This window comes from Micrococcus sp. iso_229, assembly GCF_058072725.1.
Map to the genome: position 1 here is coordinate 1,025,464 of NZ_CM176514.1, position 22,420 is coordinate 1,047,883.

Sequence of the window (22,420 nt, forward strand, 5' to 3'; positions counted from 1 at the left end):
GCCCGGGACATCCCGCCCTTCCAGTCGGTCGGCCTGGCGGAGGTGATCCGGGCGGTGCTCCGAACGGCACGGCTCGGCTACGGTCGGAGGCGTGAGCCACACCCATGAACCTGCGAAGAACCCCGCCCGCGCCGCCGTCGTGACGGGGGCCACGAGCGGCATCGGCCGCGCCACGGCCCTCGAGCTCGCCCGCCGCGGCTGGCGCGTGTACGCCGTCGGCCGCCGGGCCGAGCGCCTCGAGACCCTCGCTGCCGACGCCCGGGCCGAGGGCGTGAGCGGCGACGTCGTCCCCGCCGCCCTGGACGTCACGGACGAGGCCGCCGTCGCCGCGCTGGCCTCGCGCGTCGAGGCCGACGGCGGCGCTGACACCCTCGTCAACATCGCCGGCGGCGCGCTCGGCACGGACGCGGTGGGCGTGGGCGACCGCGCCGACTGGGAGTGGATGTACCGCGTCAACGTGCTCGGCACCCTGACGATGTGCCAGGCGTTCCTGCCCATGCTCCGCGCCCACGGCGAGGGCACCGTGCTCAACCTGACCTCGACCGCCGCCGTCACCGCCTACGAGGGCGGCGCCGGCTACAACGCGGCGAAGATGGGCCAGCACGGGCTCACCGGCGCGCTGCGCCTGGAGGAGGCCGAGCACAACGTGCGGGTGATCGAGGTGCTCCCGGGCATGGTCCACACCGAGGAGTTCTCCCGCAACCGCCTGGGCGGCGACCAGTCCGCCGCGGACGCCATGTATGCGGGCGTGGAGAAGCCGCTCACCGCCGAGGACGTCGCCGAGGTGTGCGTCCATGCCGTCGAGCTGCACCACCACGTGAACCTGGATCAGATCGTGATGCGGCCGGTCGCCCAGGCCGCCCAGCACAAGGTGATCCGCCGGTGAGCGGCGGGCCGCAGAACGTGTGGGCCGACGCGGTGGGCTCGGCATGAGCGCGCCCGTGCTGCACGTGATCGCCTGCGCCCACGGTACGCACGACGCGGCCGGCCGCGTGGTGATCGACGGCCTCCGTGCCGACCTGGCGGCCCTCCTGGACGCCGAGGGGCCGGGCGCCCGGGTCCACGAGGCCTACGTGGACGTGCAGAGCCCCTCCCTCGACGAGGTCGTGGCGGCCCTGCCCCCGGGGGAGCCGGCCGTGATCGTGCCGCTGCTGCTGTCCCTGGGCCATCACGTCCACCACGACATCCACCACGCCGCGGCCGCCCGGCCCGACACGATCGCCGCCGCACCGCTGGCCGGGGCCGGGGACGACGTCGAGCCGCGCCTGGTGACCGTTCTGGCCGAGCGGGTGGCCCGGGCGGTGCCGGCCGGTGAGGCCGCGACATCGGACATCATCCTGGCGGCGGCCGGCACCCGCGCCGCGGACGGCCAGGCCCAGGTGCACGCCCTGGCCGGGGCCCTGGCCCGGGCCACGGGACTGCCCGTGACCGCGGCGTTCGGGGCGGCGGCCACCCCCCGTGTGCCCGACGCCGTCTCCCGGGTGCGCGCCGCAGGCCGTCGCGCCGTGGTGGCCGCCCACCTGCTGGCCCCCGGGTACTTCCACGACCGACTCGGCGAGAGCGGCGCGGACGCGGTCACCGACCCCCTGCTGCCGCATCCGCTGGTGGCGCGGATCGCCCTGGACCGGCTGCGGTCCGCCCTCGCCGAGGCCCCGAGGGGAGCCGCCGGAGGCCGCTGAGCCGCTCGTCACACGGCCGGGCCGGGCCGGGCCCCGGCCGCGGCCCGGCCCCGGGAACGTGACGAACCGCGTCGACGATCTTGGGGCCGGCCTGCCGGGTTCCTAGCGTGGCGGCCATGACCCAGGTGAACGAGACGTCGAGGCCGGCGCGCACCCCGCGCCGTCCCTCCGCCAAGCCGCACGGCCAGTGGAAGGTGGACGGGACCACCCCTCTGAACCACAACGAGGAGTTCAAGCAGCAGGACGACGGCCTGAACGTCCGCGAGCGCATCGAGCAGGTCTACGCCCACGAGGGCTTCGACTCGATCCCCTCGGACGACCTGCACGGCCGCTTCCGCTGGTGGGGCCTGTACACCCAGCGCCGGCAGGGGATCGACGGCGGCAAGACCGCCACCCTGGAGCCCCACGAACTCGAGGACCGCTACTTCATGCTGCGCGTGCGCATCGACGGCGGCGACCTCACCACCGAGCAGCTGCGCGTGATCGGCGGGATCTCCACCGACTTCGGCCGTGACACCGCGGACATCACCGACCGGCAGAACGTCCAGCTGCACTGGATCCGCGTCGAGGACGTCCCCGAGATCTGGCGGCGCCTGGAGTCCGTGGGCCTGTCCACCACCGAGGCCTGCGGCGACGTGCCGCGCGTGATCCTCGGCTCACCGGTGGCCGGGATCGCCGCGGACGAGATCATCGACCCCACGCCCGTGATCCGGGAGATCGCGGACCGCTGGATCGGCGACCTCGAGATCTCCAACCTGCCCCGCAAGTTCAAGACCGCCATCACCGGTCACCCCTCCCAGGACGTGGTCCACGAGATCAACGACGTCTCCCTGATCGGCGTGGTGCACCCCGAGCTGGGCCCCGGCTACGACCTGTGGGTCGGCGGCGGCCTGTCCACGAAGGCCCGCCTGGCCGACCGGATCGGCGCCTTCGTCTCGGCCGAGCGCGCCCCCGAGGTGTGGCACGCCGTCGTGAGCATCTTCCGTGACTACGGCTACCGACGCCTGCGCAACAAGGCCCGCATGAAGTACCTGCTCGAGGACTGGGGGCCGGAGAGGTTCCGCACCGTGCTGGAGGAGGAGTACCTCGGTTACGCCCTGCCCGACGGGCCCGCCCCGGCCCCGCCCACGCGCCCCGGCGACCACGTGGGGGTCCACGAGCAGAAGGACGGCCGCTTCTACATCGGCGCCGCCCCCGTCGTCGGCCGCTCCAGCGGCACCACCCTCACCGCCCTCGCGGACCTGCTCGAGGCCCACGGCTCCACGCGGCTGCGCACCACCCCCCACCAGAAGATCGTGGTGCTGGACGTGGAGCGGGACCGGGTGGACGCCGTCGTGGCCGGCTTGAAGGAGCTGGGGCTGGACCCGGAGCCGTCGGTGTTCCGCCGCTCCACCATCGCCTGCACGGGCCTGGAGTTCTGCAAGCTCGCCATCGTGGACACGAAGGACACCGCCACCGCCGCGATCGCCCAGCTCGAGGAGCGCCTGGCCGACCTCGCCGACCGCCTCCCCGAGCGGCTGAGCCTGCATGTGAACGGCTGCCCCAACTCCTGCGCCCGCATCCAGACCGCGGACATCGGTCTGAAGGGCCAGCTGCTCCCGGACGACGACGGCGGCCAGACGCCCGGCTTCCAGGTCCACCTGGGCGGCGGGCTGGCCTCCGTGGACCGCGCCGAGGCCGGCCTCGGACGCAGCGTCCGCGGCCTGAAGGTCCGCGCGGACGGCCTGGTCGACTACGTCGAGGGCGTCGTCCGCCGGTACGACGAGCAGCGTGAGCCGGGTGAGACCTTCGCCCGGTGGGCGCACCGAGTCGACGAGGAGGCCCTCCGATGAGCACCGTTCCCCCCACCCGTCCGACCGAGGACCTCGAGCGCCTGCAGGCGCTCGCGGAGTCCGGCGCCGCCGAGCTCGGCTGGGACGCCCCCGCCGAGGCGGTGGTCGACTGGGCCGCCCGCCACGTGGACCTCCGTCGGGCCGCCGTGGCCTGCTCCATGGCCGACGCCGTCCTGCCGCACCTGGTGGCGCAGCGGATGCCCGGCGTGGACGTCCTCTTCCTGGAGACCGGCTACCACTTCACCGAGACCCTCGCGACGCGCGACGAGGTGGCCCGCCGCCTCGACGTCACCGTGGTGGACGTGCTCCCGGAGCTGACCGTGGCCGAGCAGGACGAGCGCCACGGCAAGGACCTGTTCGCCCGTGACCCGGGGCTGTGCTGCGCGATGCGCAAGGTCGAGCCCCTCAACCGGGCGCTGGCCGGATACGACCTGTGGTTCACCGGCGTCCGCCGGGACGAGGCGCCGACGCGCACGAACACCCCGCTGGTGGGCTGGGACGAGGCCCACGGCATGGTCAAGGTCAACCCCGTCGCCCCGTGGAGCTTCGACGACCTGGTCGGCTACGCCACGGACCACGACGTGCCCGTGAACCTGCTCCTGCAGAACGGCTACCCCTCGATCGGCTGCCGCCCCTGCACCCGCCCCGTCGCCCCCGGGGAGGACCCCCGTGCCGGGCGCTGGGCCGGGACCGCGAAGACCGAGTGCGGCATCCACGTCTGAGCGCCGCACCCGAGACAGACCAAGGAGACACGATGACCCTCACCCATGCCCCCGACCCGGGGACCGTGAGCCCCGCCGGGCCCGACGTCCAGGACGCCCTGGAGGCCGAGGCGATCCACATCATCCGCGAGGTGGTGGCCGAGTTCGAGCGCCCCGCCATGCTCTTCTCGGGCGGCAAGGACTCCGTGGTGATGCTCCACCTGGCCGCGAAGGCCTTCTGGCCGGGGAGGATCCCCTTCCCGGTGGTCCACGTGGACACCGGCCACAACTTCCCCGAGGTCCTCGAGTTCCGCGACCGCACGGTGGAGCGGCTCGGCCTGCGGCTCGTGGTGGGCTCCGTGCAGGAATACATCGACCGCGGCGAGCTGCGTGAGCGCGCCGACGGCACCCGCAACACCCTGCAGACCACCCCCCTGCTGGACACGATCCGGACCAACCGGTTCGACGCCGTCTTCGGGGGAGGTCGCCGTGACGAGGACAAGGCGCGGGCCAAGGAGCGGATCATCAGCCTGCGCGACGCGTTCGGCCAGTGGGACCCGCGCAACCAGCGCCCCGAGCTGTGGAACCTCTACAACGGCCGTCACACCCCCGGCCAGCACGTCCGCGCGTTCCCCATCAGCAACTGGACCGAGTTGGACGTGTGGCGGTACATCGCCCGCGAGGGCATCGAGCTGCCCTCCATCTACTACGCGCACGAGCGGGAGGTCTTCCGCCGCGACGGCATGTGGCGCGCCGTGGGGGAGCACTCCCGCCCGGCCGAGGGCGAGGAGGTCACCACGCGGACGGTGCGCTACCGCACGGTGGGCGACATGTCCTGCACCGGCGCCGTCCTCTCGGAGGCCGCCACCGTCGAGGACGTGGTGCTCGAGGTCGCCGCCTCCACCCTGACCGAACGCGGGGCCACCCGCGCCGACGACCGCATCTCCGAGGCGGCGATGGAAGATCGCAAGAAGGACGGGTACTTCTGATGAGCACCGCACTGCTGGACCGGCACGCCCCCGCCGGGACCCTGTTCCGCCTGGCCACGGCCGGCTCGGTCGACGACGGCAAGTCCACCCTCGTGGGCCGCCTCCTGCACGACTCCAAGGCCGTCCTGGCCGACCAGCTCGAGGCCGTGGCCCGCACCTCCGCTGAGCGCGGCTTCGGCGGCGCCGAGGGCGGGCTGGACCTGGCGCTGCTGACCGACGGCCTGCGCGCCGAGCGGGAGCAGGGGATCACGATCGACGTCGCGTACCGGTACTTCGCCACGGACCGGCGCACCTTCGTGCTGGCCGACTGCCCCGGGCACGTGCAGTACACCCGCAACACCGTCACGGGCGCCTCGACGGCCGACGCCGTCGTGCTGCTCGTGGACGCCCGCAAGGGCGTGGTGGAGCAGACCCGGCGCCACCTCAGCGTGGTGGCCCTGCTGCGGGTGCCGCACGTGATCGTCGCCGTCAACAAGATCGATCTCGTGGACTACTCCGAGGAGGTCTTCACCGCGATCGCCGAGGACGTCCGGCGCGTGGCCCGGGAGCTCGGCCTCTCCGACGCGGTGAGCGTCCCGGTGTCCGCCCTCCAGGGCGACAACGTGGTCACCCGCTCCGCGCGGACGGACTGGTACGCCGGCCCCACGCTCATGGAGCTGCTCGAGTCCCTGCCCGGGGCGGACGCCGAGGACGACGCCGCGGCCTCCTTCCGCTTCCCGGTGCAGCTCGTGGTGCGCCCCCAGGGCGCCCTGGCCCCCGGCCTCGACCCCGAGGTCTTCCGCGACTACCGCGGCTACGCCGGGCAGGTCGTGGCGGGCACCGTCCGCCCCGGGGACGCCGTCGCCGTCCTCACCCCGGGGCAGCCGGCGCGCACCACCACCGTGGTGGGCGTCGACGCCGCCGGGGAATCCCTCGAGGAGGCCTCCGCCCCGCAGTCGATCGTCCTGCGTCTGGCCGACGAGGTGGACGTGGCCCGCGGGGACACGATCGCCGCCGCGGACACCGCCCCGCGCCCCACCGCGGAGGTGGCCGCCGCGCTGTGCTGGCTCTCCGCCGCGCCGCTGCGCGTCGGGCAGCAGGTCCTCGTCAAGCACGGCACCGCCGTCGTCCGGGCGCTCGTCCAGGAGGTGGCCGGCCGACTCGACCTCGACACCCTGCGGCTCGACCCGGCCGAGACCCTCGGGCTCAACGACATCGGACAGGTGCGCCTGCACCTGGCCGCACCGCTGCCCGTGGAGCCCTACGCCGTGCATCGGCGCACCGGGGCGTTCCTCGTGATCGACCCCCACGACGGGGCCACGCTCGCCGCCGGCATGGTGCGCGGCGGCGACGAGGCCTGAGACGGATGACGACGGCGCGACGGGAGCGGTCATGACAGTGGTGATGGAGGACGTGGGCAAGAGCTTCGGCGGGCCCACGCCCGTGCTGGAGGACGTCTCCGTGCGGATCGAGCCGGGCGAGTTCGTCTGCCTGCTCGGCGCGTCCGGATGCGGCAAGTCCACCCTGCTGAACATCATCGCCCGGCTCGAGGCGCCCACCGCGGGCGTCGTCAAGACCCCCCGGGAGGGGGCCGCGTTCATGTTCCAGGACGCCGCCCTCTTCCCGTGGCTCACCGCCCGCGGCAACATCGAGCTCGCCCTCCGCTTCGCCGGTGTGGCCGCGGGGGAGCGTCGGGAGCGTGCCGGGGAGCTGCTGCGCCTCGTCCACCTGGACGACGCCGCCGACCTGCGACCCCACCAGCTCTCCGGCGGCATGCGCCAGCGCGTCGCCCTGGCCCGGGCCCTCGCCCAGGACCGCCCCCTGCTGCTCATGGACGAGCCGTTCGCGGCCCTGGACGCGATCACCCGCGACCTGCTGCATGGGGAGCTCGAGCGCGTGTGGCGTCAGACCGGCCGGACGGTCGTGTTCGTCACCCACAACGTGGCCGAGGCCGTCCGCCTCGGCCAGCGGGTGCTGCTGCTGTCCTCACGTCCGGGTCGCGTCGTCGCCGAATGGGACGTGCCCGCAGCCGCCCGCCACGACGCGCCCGCCGCGGCCGCCCTCACGGCCGCCATCACCGCCCGACTCGGTCAGGAGATCCGTCGCCATGCGCACTGACACCCCCACCCTCGACGCCCCCGGCCGCGCGCCGGGGGCCGCCACCGACGACGAGCTGCGCGAGCTCGACAGCGGCCTCGACGCGCTCCAGGCCGTCGACTCGACCCGTCGGACGGGTCTGGCCGGGTGGGACTGGAGCCGGGTCCTGCTCCCGGTGGCCGCCGTCGTCCTGCTCGTGGCGATCTGGCAGGCCTTCGCGTGGCTGGCCGGTGCGCGCGGCGAGCCGATCACCGGTCCCGGCGACGTCCTCGGGGCCTTCGGGACGCTGTGGGCCCAGGGCCTCGTCCAGCAGGCAGTGTCGACGTCGGTGGGCCGCGCCGTCGTCGGCTTCGCACTCGCCGTGGTCGTCGGCGTCGGGCTGGGCCTGGTGCTCGGACAGGTCGGCGTCCTGCGGCGGGCGTTCGGCCCGCTGCTCACGGCCCTGATGGTGCTGCCCAACGTGGCCTGGGTGCCGCTCGCGGTGCTGTGGTTCGGCCTCAGCGACGCCACCGCGTACTTCGTGATGCTCACCGGCGCCGTCCCCGCCGTGGTCGCCGGCCTCACCACCGGCACGGACCAGGTGCCGCCGCAGCTGCGTCGCGCGGCCCGCGTGCTGGGCGCCTCGCGCCTCGAGACCGCCCTGCTGGTGGTCCTCCCGGCCGCCCTGCCCGCCTTCGTCTCCGGCCTGCGCCAGGGCTGGGCCTTCGCGTGGCGAGGCCTCATGGCCGCCGAGATCATCGCCGTCGGCGGGCCCATGGGCGTGGGACTCGGGACCCTGCTCCACGAGGGACGTGCCGCGTCCGACCTCGCCGTCGTCCTCTGCGCCGTCCTGACCATCCTGGCCGTCGGCGTCCTCGTCGAACTGACCGCATTCGGCCCCGTCGAGCGGCGCATGCTGCGCCGCCGCGGGCTGCTGGAAGGGAGCACGCGATGACCGCGTCCGATCTGTACCCCACCTCCCTGCGTCTGCTCGGCCGTCCCGTCCTGATCGTGGGCGGCGGGCGCGTGGCCGGCCGCCGCGTGGGCGCCCTCCTCGACGCCGGCGCGCTCGTCACCGTGGTGGCCCCGAAGCCGGGGGAGGAGGTGGAGCGGCTCGCGGCGGCCGGCCTGCTCACCCTGCACCGCCGCCCCTACCGCCCGTCCGACCTCGACGGGGTCTGGTTCGCCCAGACCGCCACCGGCGACCGGGCCGTGGACGGGGCCGTGGCCGCCGACGCCGAGGCCCGCCGCGTCTGGTGTGTCGACGCCTCCGACGCCGAGTCCTCCGCCGCCTGGACGCCCGCCGTCGTCCGGTCCGGGGACGTGACCGTGGCCGTCAACGCCGGGGGAGACCCTCGCCGCGCCCGCGCCCTGAAGGACGCGATCACCCTCGCCCTGTCCACGGGGCGGCTGCCGCTGCGGCGGCGGCGCGCGTCCGCCGAGCCCGGTCGCGTGGCCCTCGTCGGCGGCGGCCCCGGCGACTCCGGGCTCATCACCGTGCGCGGCCGGCAGCTGCTCGCGGAGGCCGACGTGGTGGTCGCCGACCGGCTGGGCCCGCGCGCCCTCCTGGCCGAGCTGGACCCGGCGGTGCCCGTGATCGAGGTCGGCAAGGCCCCCGGGAACCACCTGGCCACGCAGGACGAGATCAACGCCGTCCTGGTCCGGGAGGCCCGGGCCGGCCGCCTCGTCGTCCGGCTCAAGGGCGGCGACCCGTACGTGCTCGGCCGCGGCGGCGAGGAGGCAGCGCACTGCCGCGCTCACGGCGTCGACGTCGAGGTGGTGCCCGGTGTCACGAGCGCCGTCTCGGTGCCCGCCGCCGCGGGGATCCCGGTCACGCATCGCGGCGTCGCCACCGGTTTCACGCTGGTGACCGGCCACGAAGAGCTGTCCGAAGTGCCCACCCGGGCCGACCACACGCTCGTCCTGCTGATGGGCGTGCGCCGGCTCGCGGACACCGCGCGCCGACTGACGGAGCGCGGCCTCGACGGTGCGACGCCCGTGGCGATCATCGAGCGCGGCTGGATGCCGGACCAGCGGGTCACCGTGGGCACGGTGGAGACCATCGCCGCGCAGGCGGCCGCCGTCGGTGTGGAGAACCCCGCCGTGATCGTCGTGGGCGACGTCGTGCGCCTGAGCCCCTACGCCACCGGCGCGCCTGCGGCCGCCGCCCCTGCCCCGATCTTGACCCTGAACCCGACCTCCGAAGGAGCACGAGCATGACCCTGACCCCCTCGTCCTCGAGGCCTGACCGCCCGTTGCGCATCGCCATCATCGGTGCCGGACCCGCCGGGGTGTACACGGCGGACATCCTGACCAAGGAGGAGCGGGACTTCCGCGTCAGCATCGACCTGTTCGACCGGTACCCGGCCCCGTTCGGTCTGATCCGTTACGGGGTGGCCCCGGACCACCCGCGCATCAAGGGCATCGTGAACGCCCTGCACAAGGTCATGGACCGGGGCGACATCCGTTTCCTGGGCAACGTGGACTACGGCACGGACCTGAGCCTGGCGGATCTGCGTCGGCATTACGACGCGATCGTGTTCTCCACCGGGGCCGTCCGCGACGCGGCCCTGGACGTGCCCGGCGTGGAGCTGGCCGGCTCGTTCGGGGGCGCGGACTTCGCCGCCTGGTACGACGGGCACCCGGACGTGCCGCGGCACTGGCCGCTGGACGCCACCCAGGTCGCGGTGATCGGCAACGGGAACGTGGCCCTGGATGTGGCCCGGATCCTGTCCAAGCATGCCGAGGATCTGCTGCCCACGGAGATCCCGGACAACGTGTACCGGGACCTGGCCGCCTCCCCGGTCACGGATGTGCACGTGTTCGGCCGCCGCGGGCCGGCGCAGGTGAAGTTCACTCCGTTGGAGCTGCGGGAGCTGGCGCATTCCCGGGATGTGGACATCGTGCTGTACGAGGAGGACTTCGACTTCGATGAGGCCTCGGAGCAGGCGATCGAGGAGAACAACCAGGTCCGCACCATGGTGGGCACGTTGACGAACTGGCTGATGGAGCAGGAGGACCGTCAGCAGAGCGCCTCGCGTCGGCTGCATCTGCATTTCCTGCAGGCTCCGGAGGAGTTCCTGGACGAGGACGGGGACGGCCGGGTGGACGGTCTGCGGATGCGTCGGATGGAGCTGGACGGTTCCGGTGGGGTCCGCCCGAGCCAGGAGACCGTGGACTATCCGGTGCAGGCGGTCTACCGGGCGGTGGGGTATTTCGGGTCTCCGGTGGAGGGGGTGGAGTTCGATGAGGTGCGTGGGGTGATCCCGAACGCGCAGGGCCGGGTGCTGGATGCGGATGGTGCCCCGGTGCCGGGGCTGTATGCCTCGGGGTGGATCAAGCGGGGCCCGGTGGGGTTGATCGGTCACACCAAGGGTGACTCGTTGGAGACGATCACGCATCTGATCGAGGACGAGCCGGGGCTGTGGAGGGCTCAGGAGCCGTCGGAGGAGTCGGTGATCGAGCTGCTCGAGTCCCGTGAGGTGCCGTACACGACGTGGGCTGGTTGGCATGCTCTGGATGAGCATGAGAAGTCCTTGGGTGCGCAGGCCACGGAGGCCGGGCCGGTGGCGCGGGAGCGGGTGAAGGTCGTGGACCGGGAGGAGATGACCCGCATCTCCCGGGAGAGCGTCCTCCTCGGCGCCGGAGGCTGAGCCCTCCCGTCGGGTGGATTCGCGGCCGCGGCGCGGCCCACCCCTCGTCCGCGCCGCGGCCCGCTCCCTACCGTGGTGCCCATGACCACCTTCGCCGCAGCCGAACGCGCCCGCCTCGCTGACCTCCTGCTCGAGAAGGGCCCCCACGCGCCCACCCTGTGCGGCGGCTGGAGCACCCGCGACCTCGCCGCCCACCTCTGGCTGCGGGAGAGCCGGCCCGACGCCGTCGCCGCCCTGTTCCTCCCGCCGCTGTCCCGCCACCTCGACCGCCTGACCGCGGAGACCAAACGCCGCGACTACGCCGAGGTCGTGCGGGAGTGGGCCGCGGGCCCGTCGGCGCTGAACCCCATGCGGGCGGCGGACAGGCACGTGAACGCGGCCGAGCACTTCATCCACCTCGAGGACGTCCGGCGCGGCGAGTCCGCGACCGGCGGTTCGTCGCCCGCCCCGCGCTCGTTCTCCCCGGACGAGGAGGACGCCCTCTACCGCTCGCTGCGTCGCATGGCCCCGCTGTTCCTGCGTAAGTCCACGGCGCCGGTGGTCCTCCAGGGCCCGGGCCGCGCCCCGGTCACCGTCACCCGTGGGGCCGTGGCGCTGCGGGCGCCCGTCACGGTGACCGGCGAGATCGGGGAGCTCCTCCTCTGGGCCTCCGGCCGGGACGCCGTCCACGTGGAGCTCGACGGCGATGCGTCGGCGGCCGTGCGCACCGCCCTCTGACCCGCTCCGGCCCCGCGGCCGCGGGCCGGCGCGTCGTCCACTACACTGGCAGGCACAGGCGTCGACCCGGCCATCACCGGCGAGCCTCCGGAAGAACGGGCCGCAGGGCCCCAGTAGAACCGGACGGGTAAGCCCGTCACAGCAGTCATCAAGCGGCCGGCACCCCGGGGACCTCCCGACGCCGGCAAGCAAGGTGGTACCGCGTCCGCGGCCGGCCGGAGGGTCGGGCCCTCGGGCGTCCTTGCACGGAACCGACGCCCCGCACGCAAAGGACCCCCGTGTACCCCCTCGCCTCCTCCGCCCCTGACGGCCGCACCCCCGCCTCCCCGCGCTTCCCGGAGATCGAGCGCCGCATCCTGGCGTACTGGGACGAGGACGGCACCTTCCAGGCCTCGATCGACCAGCGTCCCGCCCGGAACGCGGACGGCTCGCAGAACGAGTTCGTCTTCTACGACGGCCCGCCCTTCGCCAACGGCCTGCCGCACTACGGGCACCTGCTCACCGGGTACGTCAAGGACCTCGTGGCCCGCTACCAGACGCAGCAGGGCCGCCGCGTGGAGCGCCGCTTCGGCTGGGACACCCACGGCCTGCCCGCCGAGCTCGAGGCGATGAAGCAGCTGGGCATGACGGACAAGTCCGAGATCGAGGCCATGGGCATCGACACGTTCAACGACGCCTGCCGCTCCTCGGTCCTGAAGTACACGGACCAGTGGCAGGACTACGTGACCCGCCAGGCCCGCTGGGTCGACTTCGAGAACGACTACAAGACCCTCACCCCAGACTTCATGGAGTCCGTGATCTGGGCCTTCTCCGAGCTGCACCGCAAGGGCCTGACCTACCGCGGCTTCCGCGTCCTGCCCTACTGCTGGAACGACGAGACCCCGCTGTCCAACCACGAGCTGCGCATGGACGACGACGTCTACAAGATGCGCCAGGACCCCTCGGTCACCGTCACGTTCCCGATCACCGGCCTCCCGGCGGACCCCGCCTTCGTGCCCGACGGCGGCGCCGACGCGGCGCTCGCCGCGCACCTGGCCGGCGTCCACGTCCTGGCCTGGACCACCACGCCCTGGACGCTGCCGACCAACGCGGCCCTCGCCGTCGGCCCCCAGATCCAGTACGCCGTGGTGCCGGCCGGCCCCGAAGGCGCGACCGCGGACGGGGACCGCTTCCTCCTGGCCGTGGACCTCGTGGGCGCCCACGCCAAGGAGCTCGGCTACGCCGACGCCGACGCCGCCCGCGCCGCGGTCACCGAGACGATCCCCGGCGCCCGCCTCGGCGGCCTGGCCTACGCGCCGCTGTTCACGGACGTGTTCGACGCCCACCGCGGGGAGACCTTCACCGTCAACGGCCGTGACCTCGGCGTCGAGGGCGCCCACCGCATCCTCGTGGACGACTACGTCTCCACCGAGGACGGCACCGGCGTGGTCCACCAGGCGCCGGCCTACGGTGAGGACGATCAGCGCGTGTGCGAGGCCAACGGCATCCCCGTGCTGCTCTCCGTGGACTCCGGTGCCCGTTTCCTGCCGCTGTTCGCCCGCGAGGACGTCGGGCGCGGCGACCTGCGCGAGATCGCCGGCGTGCAGGTCTTCGAGGCCAACCGCACGATCATCCGCGCCCTGCGCTCGCTGGGCCGGCTCGCGCGGGAGGCCTCCTACGAGCACTCCTACCCGCACTGCTGGCGGTGCCGCACGCCGCTGATCTACCGCGCGGTGACGTCCTGGTACGTCAAGGTCACCCAGGTCAAGGAGCGCATGCTCGAGCTGAACGAGGAGATCACCTGGATCCCCGGCAACGTGAAGCACGGGCAGTTCGGCACGTGGGTCGCCAACGCGCGCGACTGGTCCATCTCCCGCAACCGCTACTGGGGCTCGCCCATCCCGGTGTGGGAGTCCGACCACCCGGACTACCCGCTCCAGGAGGTCTACGGCTCCCTGGCGGAGATCGAGGAGGCCTTCGGCCGTCTGCCGCGCAACGCCGAGGGCGAGGTGGACCTGCACCGCCCGTGGGTGGACGACCTCACCCGCCCCCACCCGGACCCCGAGGCCGCCGCGGCCGGTGCGGTCATGCGCCGGGTCGAGGACGTGCTGGACGTCTGGTTCGACTCCGGCTCCATGCCCTACGCCCAGGTGCACTACCCGTTCGAGCGCGCGGACTGGTTCCCCACGCACAACCCGGCGGACTTCATCGTGGAGTACATCGGCCAGACGCGCGGCTGGTTCTACACCATGCACATCCTGGCGACCGCCCTGTTCGACCGGCCGGCGTTCTCCAACGTGATCTCGCACGGCATCGTGCTCGGCTCGGACGGGCAGAAGATGTCCAAGTCGCTGCGCAACTACCCGGACGTCACGGAGGTCCTGGACCGCGACGGCGCGGACGCCATGCGCTGGTTCCTCATGGCCAGCCCCATCCTGCGCGGCGGCAACCTGATCGTCACGGAGGAGGGCATCCGCGAGGGCGTCCGCCAGGTGCTGCTGCCGGCGTGGAACGCCTACCACTTCTTCACCCTGTACGCGAACACCGCGCACGACGGCGGCGCCCGCCCCGACGGGTACCGCGCGCAGGAGCGGCACACCGCCGAGGACCCCCTGGACCAGTACATCCTGGCCGCCACGGGCCGCATGCTGCGGGAGGTCAAGACCGGCCTGGACGCCTACGAGGTCTCGGACGCCACGGACGCGCTGCGCGGCTTCATGGACACGCTGACCAACTGGTACATCCGCCGGTCCCGGGAGCGATTCTTCGACGAGGACACCGTCGCCTTCGACGTCCTCTACACCGTCCTGGAGGCCTTCACCCGGGCCGCCGCGCCGCTGATGCCGCTGATCGCCGAGGAGATCTGGCGCGGTCTCACGGGCGGCCGCTCGGTCCACCTGACCGACTACCCGGACGCCGACCTGTTCCCGCACGGGCCCGAGGCGGACTCCCTCGTGGCCCGCATGGACGCCGTGCGCCGCATCAGCTCGGCCGGCTCGGCCCTGCGCAAGGGGGCCGGCCGCCGGGTGCGCCTGCCGCTGCCCCGCCTGTCCGTCGTCGTCCCGGACGCGGCGGGCCTCGAGGGCACCTACGCCCGCATCGTGGCGGACGAGCTGAACCTCAAGGACGTCGAGCTCACCGAGCTCACGGAGGAGGCGATCGCCCGCTACGGCATCGGCACGGAGCTGAAGCTGAACTTCCGCGAGCTCGGCAAGGCGTTCGGCAGGCAGGTGCCGCTCGTGAAGCAGGCGGTCGACGCCGGCGCGTACGAGGAGACGGCCGAGGGCCTGGCGGTCACGCTCGCCGACGGCGAGACCGTGACCCTGGCCCCCACGCTCTACGAGCTGCGCACCGTCTCCACCGGTGCCCCCGAGGGGACCGCGGTGGGCGTGCTGCCCGGCACCGCCGGCTTCCTCGTGCTGGACACCGAGGTCTCCGCCGAGCTGGCCGCCGAGGGCACCGCCCGGGACGTGGTCCGCGCCGTCCAGGCGGCCCGCAAGGAGGCCGGCCTGGACGTCTCCGACCGCGTGCGCACGCGGATCGAGGGCCCCACCGCCGTCGTGGCGGCGCTCGAGGCCCACCGCGGCCTCGTCGCGGAGGAGACCCTCACGGTGGACCTGGAGCTCGTGGACTCCGGCGCGGCCGACCCGCGCAAGGACCCGGCCGACGACGCCATGAAGACCGTGGCCGTCGCCGTCGCGAAGGCGGACGCGTGATGCGCGGGGACGTCCCGGGCACGGTCGAGGAGGTCTACCGGGACCTGCTCGCCCGCGCCCCGGAGAACAAGATGCAGCCGCGGCTCGAGCCGATGCGGCGCGTGCTCGCGCTGCTCGGCGACCCGCAGCACGCGGTCCCGGTGATCCACCTGACCGGCACCAACGGCAAGACGTCCACGGCGCGGATGGTCGAGGCCGTCCTGCGCGCCTACGGGCTGCGCACCGGGCGCTACACCTCGCCGCATCTGCAGCGCGTCACGGAGCGGATCAGCATCGACGGCGCCCCGGTGGCCGACGAGACCTTCGTGCGCGTGTGGGGGGAGATCCTCCCGATCGTGCAGACCGTGGACGCGGAGCTCGAGGCCGCGGGCGAGGTCCCGCTGACGTACTTCGAGGCGGTCACCACGCTGGGCTTCGCGGTGTTCGCGGACGAGCCCGTGGAGGTCGTCGTCCTGGAGGTGGGCCTCGGGGGCGTGACGGACGCGACCAACGTCGCGGACGCCGTCGTCTCCGTGGTCACCCCCATCTCCCTGGACCACACGGACCTGCTGGGGGAGACCGAGGCCGAGATCGCCGAGGAGAAGGCCGGCATCATCAAGCCCGGCGGCGCCCTCGTCTCCGCCGCCCAGGAGCGCGACGCCGCCCAGGTGCTGCTCGAGGCGGCCCGGGCGGCCGACGTGCCGTTCCGCTTCGAGGGCGTCGAGTTCGGCGTGCTCGAGCGCTCCCTGGCCGTGGGCGGCCAGCAGGTGTCCGTGCGTGGCCTCGCGGCCGAGTACCGGGACCTGTTCCTGCCGCTGCTCGGGGAGCACCAGGCGCAGAACCTCGCGGTGGCCGTGGCGGCCCTGGAGATGTTCCTGGGCGGCGGCGAGCGACCGCTGGACGAGGAGCTGCTGCGCGAGGGGCTGTCCCAGGTCACCTCGCCCGGCCGGCTCGAGGTGCTGCGCACCGCCCCCACGCTCATCGTGGACGCCGCCCACAACCCGGACGGCGTGCGGGCCACGGCCCGCGCGGTGCAGGAGGCGTTCGGTTTCACCCGCCTCTCGCTGGTCGTCGGGATCCTCCAGGAGAAGGACGCGCCGGGCATGCTCGCGGCGCTCTACCGGGCGTTCGGCGACGACGTGGAGGACCTCGCGGTGACGCAGTCCTCCTCGGCCCGCGCCATCCCGGCCGGGGAGCTGGCCCGCATGGCCGTCGACGCCGGCTGGCCCGAGGACGACGTGTACGCCACCGAGTCCGTGCCGGACGCCCTCGAGTGGGCGGTCGGCCGCGCGGAGGCCCTCGAGACGAGCGCGGACGAACTGGCCTCCGGCACCGGCGGCGGCGTGCTCGTGCTCGGCTCGATCACCCTGGCCGCCGAGGTCCGCGCCCTCGTGGGCGAGCCCCGGCATGCCGGCCCTGTCACCGTGGCCGCCCGCGGCCTCGACCCCGCCGACCTGCTCGACGCCGTCGGGCTGGCGGACGCCGACGAGGACGACCTGGACCCGGAGATCCTCGAGCTGCTCGAGGACCGCGACGACGCCGGCGCCCGCCGCCGGCCGGAGGAGGACCGATGACCCCCGACCAGCCGGAGACCGGAGGCACCACGGAGCAGGGGCGCTTCGGCGACGAGTCCTGGCGCCCCGCGCGTGAGACGCGTGCCCAGCGGCAGTGGCGCCCCGGCACTCGTCGGCGCCGCCGCTCCGTGCGCGCCCTGTTCACCTCCACGATCCTCATGCTCGAGGCGGTGCTCATCTTCTTCCTCGGGCTCATGCTGTTCGGCATGCACCGGGACGAGCCGGGCGCCTGGTGGTTCGTGGCGGGCTACTCCGCGCTGGCCGTCGTCGCGGTGCTGACCTGCGCCCTGGTGCGCAGGCCCGTCGGCATCGCGATCGGCTGGGCGATCCAGGCCGTCCTGCTGGCCTCCGGCTTCTGGGAGTACTCGATGTTCGTGGTGGGGGCCCTCTTCGCGCTGACGTGGGCGTACGCCGTGATCAAGGGCGGTGCCATGGACGTCGAGAACGCCCAGCGCGACCGCCTCGAGGCCGCCTGGGAGGCCGAGCACGGACGCTGAGACCCGGGCCCCACTAGGGTGGGGCGGGAACCGGACCGCGCTCGCGGCCGTCCGACGACGCTAGGAGCAGACCCCATGACGCACCACATCGAAGAGACCCTCGTCCTCGTCAAGCCGGACGGGGTGGCCCGCAACCTGGTCGGCGAGATCCTCGCGCGCATCGAGCGTAAGGGCTACGTGATCGCCGATCTGAAGATGCTCACGCCCACCCGCGCCATGCTGGAGCGCCACTACGAGGAGCACCAGGGCAAGCCGTTCTTCGAGCCGCTGGTCGCGTTCATGGCCTCCGGTCCCGTGGTGGCCGCGCGCGTCACGGGCGATTCGGTGATCGAGGGCTTCCGCTCGCTGGCCGGCAAGACCGATCCCACCGTGGCCGCCCCGGGCACCATCCGCGGCGACCTGGGCCGGGACTGGGGCGAGGCCGTCCAGAAGAACCTCGTCCACGGTTCGGACTCGACCCTCTCGGCCGAGCGCGAGCTCGCGATCTGGTTCGGCTGAGCCCGTTCCGGGCCCGCACGACGGCGGCCGGTCACCCGGGTGGGGTGACCGGCCGCCGTCGTCGTGTCCGGTGGGGGAGCGCGGGCTCAGTCGATCCCGATGACCCCGAGGCCCAGTTCCAGCAGGATCGAGGCGAACACCAGGACGTAGAGGAGCACGATCACGGGCCAGGCCAGCTCCCGGGCGAGTCGGACGAGGCCGGCCGGGGCCGGCAGCGTGCCGGTCTGCAGGTTCCGGGACGTCACGAGCACGAGCTGGGCGATGACCATGGCCCACACGATCATGCAGTAGAGGCACAGCGTGCCGATGCTGTAGACGGCGGAGTACCAGAGCCACACGCAGAACGCGAAGCCCGCCAGGATCCCCGCGTTCATCAGCAGCCAGTACCAGCGGGCGAAGCGGGCGCCGGCGAGCAGGGACACCGCCACGGTGATGAGCACGGAGAACGCGACCACGCCGATGTACGTGTTCGGGAAGCCGAAGGTGTGGGCCTGCCACGACTGCATCACCTGGCCGCAGGACACCCACGGGTTGAGGTCGCAGGACGTGCGGTGTGTCGGGTCCGCGGTGAGGAGGGCGCGCTCGACGATGATGATGATCGTCGCCGTCAGCGCCACGAGCGAGGTGATCAGGAGCAGCGCCGCGGTGCCCGCGGGCCGGGCGTACCAGGTGAGCCGGGCCTCCTCGGCGGGGACGTCGTCGGCAGGGGAGAGGCGGACGTCGTCCGTCAGCGGTGTCGCAGGCATGGACACGATTCTAGGGGCGTGCCCGGGGCGGATGTGAGAGAATCGGCCCTGGCCGTCCCGTGGCCACACCGCGGGGCAGCCCGCTGCGCGCCCGACGTCGGGCCGCCGCCGAGGCGCCCCCGCGTCGAGCATCGTGCGGGAGGTGGACGCCGGGCCCCGCCCGTGTGCGTCCGTGCGCCGGCCGGCGGACGGCACGTGACGCCCAGGCCCCGATCTCGAGGGCGCAGCGGTTCCGCGCCGGGCCCTGACGGTCGACGCGGTCCACCCGATGACTTCTCGGAGTCCGCCTCCCGGCGCACCCGTGGCGCACGGCGCCCGGGGCAACGCGGCCGGCGGCGGACGCGGACACGCCGGGCGGCGGCGAGTGTGGCGTCGTCGATCGGCGGGAGGTGCTGCCATGGCGGCCAACAACGAGGACACGACCCGCGCAGACGAACGTGCGAAGGAGACGGCCGCGCAGGCCGTGACGCAGACCGCGGCGGACACCGCCGCCGGGGCGGTTCAGCCGGAGCGGACCCCCGCGTCCGATGACGCCGCGGACGCGCCGGAGGAGCCGAGCGCGCCGACGCTGCAGTTCGACCCGACCGACCCGTTCGCCGTGCCGGCGAACCTGATCGAGGTCCTGCGCACCGAGACCACCTCGCGGCAGCGCTCCGAGGCTGAGGACGACCCGGAGACCTCCGGGCGTTCGCGCCGTCGTCGCCCCTCGCGCGAGGGCGGCCACGCGGAGGAGGGCGCCGCAGACGCGTCGGCGGACGCCGAGGACCGGGAGGACACCGGAGAGTCCGAGGACCGGACCGAGGGCGCCGTGGTCTCCCGTCGGCGTCGCCGGCGCCGCCGCGGCGAGGTGGACATGGAGCTCGACGGCGGCGAGGCCGGCGATCCCGAGCACACCGTCACCCGCGTGCGCGCACCGCGCCAGGCCGTCGGCACCGCCCCGGACACCGTCCAGAGCGTCAAGGGCTCCACCCGGCTCGAGGCGAAGCGCCAGCGCCGCCGCGACTCCCGCTCGGGCGGGCGTCGCCGCACCGTGATCACCGAGGCCGAGTTCCTGGCCCGCCGCGAGGCCGTGGACCGCAAGATGCTCGTGCGCCAGCGCGACCAGCGCATCCAGATCGCCGTGCTCGAGGACGGCGTGCTGGCCGAGCACTTCGTCTCACACACCACGCAGGACTCGATGATCGGCAACGTGTACCTGGGCAAGGTCCAGAACGTGCTGCCGTCCATGGAGGCCGCGTTCGTGGACATCGGCCGCGGACGCAACGCCGTGCTCTACGCGGGCGAGGTCAACTGGGACGCCGCCCAGCTGGACGGCAAGCCGAGGAAGATCGAGAACGCGCTCAAGTCCGGCGACACCGTGCTCGTCCAGGTCACCAAGGACCCGGTGGGCCACAAGGGCGCCCGCCTGACCAGCCAGGTCTCCCTGCCCGGCCGCTACCTCGTGTACGTGCCCGGAGGCTCGATGACCGGCATCTCCCGCAAGCTGCCGGACGTGGAGCGCTCGCGTCTGAAGAAGATCCTCAAGGACCACCTGCCGCAGGACGCCGGCGTGATCGTGCGCACCGCGGCCGAGGGCACCTCCGAGCAGGAGCTGCAGAACGACATCAACCGTCTGCGCGCCCAGTGGGAGGGCATCCAGGAGAAGGCGTCCGGCACCAAGGTGCTCGCCCCCGAGCTGCTCTACGCCGAGCCGGACCTGACCATCAAGACGGTCCGCGACGTCTTCAACGAGGACTTCTCCGCCATGCTCGTCCAGGGCGAGGCCACGTGGGACAACATCGAGGCCTACGTGACCTACGTCGCCCCGCACCTGCTGGGCCGTCTGCACCACTGGGTGCCGGAGGACCACGACGGCGAGGACCTGTACGCCACCCACCGCGTGGACGAGCAGCTCCACAAGGCGCTCGAGCGCAAGGTGTACCTGCCCTCCGGCGGCTCCCTCGTGATCGACCGCACCGAGGCCATGACCGTGGTGGACGTGAACACCGGCAAGTTCACGGGCTCCGGCGGCAACCTCGAGGAGACCGTCACCAAGAACAACCTCGAGGCCGCCGAGGAGATCGTCCGGCAGCTGCGCCTGCGGGACATCGGCGGCATCATCGTCATCGACTTCATCGACATGGTGCTCGAGGCCAACCGTGACCTCGTGCTGCGCCGTCTCGTGGAGTGCCTGGGCCGGGACCGCACGAAGCACCAGGTCGCCGAGGTGACCTCGCTCGGCCTGGTCCAGATGACGCGCAAGCGCATGGGGACCGGGCTCGTGGAGGTGTTCTCGGAGACCTGCGAGCACTGCGGCGGCCGCGGCATCCTCATCCAGGACACGCCCGTCGAGCGGGGCCGCTCCGGCGGTGAGCAGCGCGGCGAGGCGGAGGGCCGCCGTCGTCGCCGGCGTCGGGGCGACGGCGAGGGCGAGCACGCCCACGCCGCCGCGGCCACGACGACGAGCGCCGAGCCCACCGACTCCGAGGACGAGCGGCAGCGCCGTGAGCGGGCCGAGGCCGCCCGTGTCGCCCTGCACTCGATCGCGAAGGCCTCCGGCAAGGTGGCCGAGGAGGAGACCGCCGCCCAGGAGTCCGCCCCCGCCGAGCAGGCGGCGGACGCCGCCGAGGACTCCGCGGCCGGGGCCGTCGAGGCCGCGTCGGCCGGGCCCGCGGAGGCCGGGCAGCCGGCCGGGGCGGACGAGGAGGAGACGCCGCGTCGCCGGCGCCGTCGGGGCCGCCGCCGCAGCCGGGGCCGCGCCGAGGAGTCGGGGGACACCGGCGCCGAGGATGCGGGCTCCGAGGATGCCGCGCGGTCGCACGACGACGGCCCCGCCGAGTCCGCCGATCAGACCCGTCAGACCGAGGAGAAGGCGGCCTCCGAGGCCCCTGGGGCCCCCGAGCACCAGGACCCGGTCGTGCAGGCCGAGGAGGCCGTGGCCGCCGTCGCGGAGGCGGAGGCCGACGCCGAGGCCGAGCCCACGGAGGACGCGGCCGAGCAGGGCGACCGCCCGCGCCGGTCCCGGCGTCGCCGGGGTGGCCGTGGGCGGTCCCGCCGAGGTGGCGAGGCGGCCTCGACCGAGGCCGACGCCGAAGACCAGGGTGCGGAGCGCGCGACGCCGTCGCGGCACGACGCCGCGGACGCCGAGTCCTCGGCGGCCGCGACCTCCGAGGTCGCATCGGAGCCTGTGCCTGCCGAGGATGCCCCGGCGCCCCGGCGCCGCCGGTCCCGCCGGGCCTCGAGCGACGGCATCGTCCGTCCGGCCGCCGGTGCGGACGCGTCCACCGAGCGGGCGGCCGACCGCCCGGACGCGGCTCCGGTGGAGGCCACCGAGCCCTCGCCCGAGGAGTCCACGGACGCCACCGAGGTCCACGAGCAGCCCGCCGCCCCGGCCGCCGTCGAGGAGGCCGTGATGGTGGAGCCTGCGGCGACCGAGCCGACGGCGGAGCCCGCGGCGGACGTGGAGCAGACGCCCGCCGCGGACGCCCCGGCCGAGGCCCAGGCGGCCCCGGCGCCCGGATCGCCGCGCCGGCGCTCGCGTCGCGCCGTGTCCTCCGACGGCGTCCACGTCCAGGTCCAGGCCGCGCCCGGCGGCGCCCGGGGCGGCCGTTTCACCGCGGCCGTGGCCGAGGCGTCCACCCCCGCCGAGCCGCAGGGTGCCGCCCCGGTGATGCTCGGTGTCGGGGTGAAGGCCGCCGACCTGGCCCGCCGCGGCCGCTGACCGTCGTCGGTGCCGCCGCCCCGGGCCCGCCCCGGGCGGCGGCGACGCGCCGACACGCCTCTGTTTGGTCCGGACGCCCGGCAGCGAGTATGCTGGACCATCGGT

The 22,420-nt window shown here is 74.0% G+C and carries 17 protein-coding genes; 16 read left to right on the forward strand and 1 reads right to left on the reverse strand.

The features are described 5' to 3' along the window. Positions 1–91 precede the first annotated feature (91 nt). From AC3RKA_RS04810 to ndk, 15 genes are all read left to right on the forward strand, one after another. Entirely contained in the window at positions 92–886 is a 795-nt protein-coding gene (locus tag AC3RKA_RS04810) for an SDR family oxidoreductase (RefSeq protein ID WP_489727580.1), read from the forward strand. A 43-nt stretch (positions 887–929) separates the two neighbouring features. Then, complete coding sequence (locus tag AC3RKA_RS04815; protein ID WP_489727581.1) at positions 930–1,679, forward strand: sirohydrochlorin chelatase; 750 nt, start codon at positions 930–932, stop codon at positions 1,677–1,679. A gap of 116 nt (positions 1,680–1,795) precedes the next feature. After that, complete coding sequence (locus AC3RKA_RS04820; RefSeq protein ID WP_489727582.1) at positions 1,796–3,511, forward strand: nitrite/sulfite reductase; 1,716 nt, start codon at positions 1,796–1,798, stop codon at positions 3,509–3,511. Beyond that, positions 3,508–4,233, forward strand: a complete 726-nt coding sequence (locus tag AC3RKA_RS04825; RefSeq protein ID WP_049146121.1) for a phosphoadenylyl-sulfate reductase — start codon at positions 3,508–3,510, stop codon at positions 4,231–4,233. The genes AC3RKA_RS04820 and AC3RKA_RS04825 overlap by 4 nt, the downstream gene beginning before the upstream one ends. A gap of 32 nt (positions 4,234–4,265) precedes the next feature. Beyond that, positions 4,266–5,201: a sulfate adenylyltransferase subunit CysD gene (gene cysD, locus AC3RKA_RS04830; RefSeq protein WP_002855962.1), complete on the forward strand. Its 936-nt coding sequence runs from the start codon at positions 4,266–4,268 to the stop codon at positions 5,199–5,201. Then, positions 5,201–6,541 carry a sulfate adenylyltransferase subunit 1 gene (locus AC3RKA_RS04835; protein ID WP_049160397.1) on the forward strand — a complete coding sequence of 447 codons (1,341 nt, stop codon included), beginning with the start codon at positions 5,201–5,203 and terminating at the stop codon, positions 6,539–6,541. The genes cysD and AC3RKA_RS04835 overlap by 1 nt, the downstream gene beginning before the upstream one ends. 31 nt (positions 6,542–6,572) lie before the next feature. Further along, positions 6,573–7,298: an ABC transporter ATP-binding protein gene (locus AC3RKA_RS04840; RefSeq protein WP_010078844.1), complete on the forward strand. Its 726-nt coding sequence runs from the start codon at positions 6,573–6,575 to the stop codon at positions 7,296–7,298. Continuing rightward, the gene (locus AC3RKA_RS04845; RefSeq protein ID WP_336264851.1) at positions 7,288–8,211 is read left to right on the forward strand and encodes an ABC transporter permease; all 924 of its coding nucleotides are present in this window, start codon (positions 7,288–7,290) and stop codon (positions 8,209–8,211) included. The genes AC3RKA_RS04840 and AC3RKA_RS04845 overlap by 11 nt, the downstream gene beginning before the upstream one ends. Next, positions 8,208–9,476, forward strand: a complete 1,269-nt coding sequence (gene cobA, locus AC3RKA_RS04850) for a uroporphyrinogen-III C-methyltransferase (RefSeq protein ID WP_489727583.1) — start codon at positions 8,208–8,210, stop codon at positions 9,474–9,476. Before AC3RKA_RS04845 ends, cobA begins: the two co-directional genes overlap by 4 nt. Beyond that, positions 9,473–10,909: an FAD-dependent oxidoreductase gene (locus AC3RKA_RS04855; RefSeq protein ID WP_489727584.1), complete on the forward strand. Its 1,437-nt coding sequence runs from the start codon at positions 9,473–9,475 to the stop codon at positions 10,907–10,909. The genes cobA and AC3RKA_RS04855 overlap by 4 nt, the downstream gene beginning before the upstream one ends. Before the next feature lie 81 nt (positions 10,910–10,990). After that, the gene (locus tag AC3RKA_RS04860) at positions 10,991–11,626 is read left to right on the forward strand and encodes a TIGR03085 family metal-binding protein (RefSeq protein ID WP_489727585.1); all 636 of its coding nucleotides are present in this window, start codon (positions 10,991–10,993) and stop codon (positions 11,624–11,626) included. 278 nt (positions 11,627–11,904) lie between these two features. Continuing rightward, the gene (gene ileS, locus AC3RKA_RS04865) at positions 11,905–15,321 is read left to right on the forward strand and encodes an isoleucine--tRNA ligase (protein WP_489727586.1); all 3,417 of its coding nucleotides are present in this window, start codon (positions 11,905–11,907) and stop codon (positions 15,319–15,321) included. Further along, positions 15,321–16,874, forward strand: a complete 1,554-nt coding sequence (locus AC3RKA_RS04870; protein WP_489727587.1) for a bifunctional folylpolyglutamate synthase/dihydrofolate synthase — start codon at positions 15,321–15,323, stop codon at positions 16,872–16,874. Before ileS ends, AC3RKA_RS04870 begins: the two co-directional genes overlap by 1 nt. Beyond that, a complete protein-coding gene (locus AC3RKA_RS04875; protein ID WP_002853926.1) occupies positions 16,871–17,371 on the forward strand; it encodes a DUF4233 domain-containing protein in 501 nt (166 codons plus the stop codon). Before AC3RKA_RS04870 ends, AC3RKA_RS04875 begins: the two co-directional genes overlap by 4 nt. A gap of 75 nt (positions 17,372–17,446) precedes the next feature. Beyond that, the gene (gene ndk / locus AC3RKA_RS04880; protein WP_002853924.1) at positions 17,447–17,869 is read left to right on the forward strand and encodes a nucleoside-diphosphate kinase; all 423 of its coding nucleotides are present in this window, start codon (positions 17,447–17,449) and stop codon (positions 17,867–17,869) included. An 86-nt stretch (positions 17,870–17,955) separates the two neighbouring features. On the opposite strand, the gene AC3RKA_RS04885 is transcribed toward ndk, so the two are convergent. Then, the gene (locus AC3RKA_RS04885) at positions 17,956–18,615 is read right to left on the reverse strand and encodes a vitamin K epoxide reductase family protein (protein WP_002853923.1); all 660 of its coding nucleotides are present in this window, start codon (positions 18,613–18,615) and stop codon (positions 17,956–17,958) included. A gap of 397 nt (positions 18,616–19,012) precedes the next feature. Here AC3RKA_RS04885 and AC3RKA_RS04890 point away from each other — a divergent pair, with 397 nt between their 5' ends. Next, entirely contained in the window at positions 19,013–22,315 is a 3,303-nt protein-coding gene (locus AC3RKA_RS04890) for an Rne/Rng family ribonuclease (protein ID WP_489727588.1), read from the forward strand. Positions 22,316–22,420 lie beyond the last annotated feature (105 nt).

Bases quoted from the DNA above. Each gene is read 5' to 3' on its own strand.
- AC3RKA_RS04815 (WP_489727581.1), top strand. From the start codon at position 930: ATGAGCGCGCCCGTGCTGCACGTGATCGCCTGCGCCCACGGTACGCAC.
- AC3RKA_RS04820 (WP_489727582.1), top strand. From the start codon at position 1,796: ATGACCCAGGTGAACGAGACGTCGAGGCCGGCGCGCACCCCGCGCCGT.
- AC3RKA_RS04825 (WP_049146121.1), top strand. From the start codon at position 3,508: ATGAGCACCGTTCCCCCCACCCGTCCGACCGAGGACCTCGAGCGCCTG.
- cysD (WP_002855962.1), top strand. From the start codon at position 4,266: ATGACCCTCACCCATGCCCCCGACCCGGGGACCGTGAGCCCCGCCGGG.
- AC3RKA_RS04835 (WP_049160397.1), top strand. From the start codon at position 5,201: ATGAGCACCGCACTGCTGGACCGGCACGCCCCCGCCGGGACCCTGTTC.
- AC3RKA_RS04840 (WP_010078844.1), top strand. From the start codon at position 6,573: ATGACAGTGGTGATGGAGGACGTGGGCAAGAGCTTCGGCGGGCCCACG.
- AC3RKA_RS04845 (WP_336264851.1), top strand. From the start codon at position 7,288: ATGCGCACTGACACCCCCACCCTCGACGCCCCCGGCCGCGCGCCGGGG.
- cobA (WP_489727583.1), top strand. From the start codon at position 8,208: ATGACCGCGTCCGATCTGTACCCCACCTCCCTGCGTCTGCTCGGCCGT.
- AC3RKA_RS04855 (WP_489727584.1), top strand. From the start codon at position 9,473: ATGACCCTGACCCCCTCGTCCTCGAGGCCTGACCGCCCGTTGCGCATC.
- AC3RKA_RS04860 (WP_489727585.1), top strand. From the start codon at position 10,991: ATGACCACCTTCGCCGCAGCCGAACGCGCCCGCCTCGCTGACCTCCTG.
- AC3RKA_RS04870 (WP_489727587.1), top strand. From the start codon at position 15,321: ATGCGCGGGGACGTCCCGGGCACGGTCGAGGAGGTCTACCGGGACCTG.
- AC3RKA_RS04875 (WP_002853926.1), top strand. From the start codon at position 16,871: ATGACCCCCGACCAGCCGGAGACCGGAGGCACCACGGAGCAGGGGCGC.
- ndk (WP_002853924.1), top strand. From the start codon at position 17,447: ATGACGCACCACATCGAAGAGACCCTCGTCCTCGTCAAGCCGGACGGG.
- AC3RKA_RS04885 (WP_002853923.1), bottom strand. From the start codon at position 18,615: ATGCCTGCGACACCGCTGACGGACGACGTCCGCCTCTCCCCTGCCGAC.
- AC3RKA_RS04890 (WP_489727588.1), top strand. From the start codon at position 19,013: ATGGCGGCCAACAACGAGGACACGACCCGCGCAGACGAACGTGCGAAG.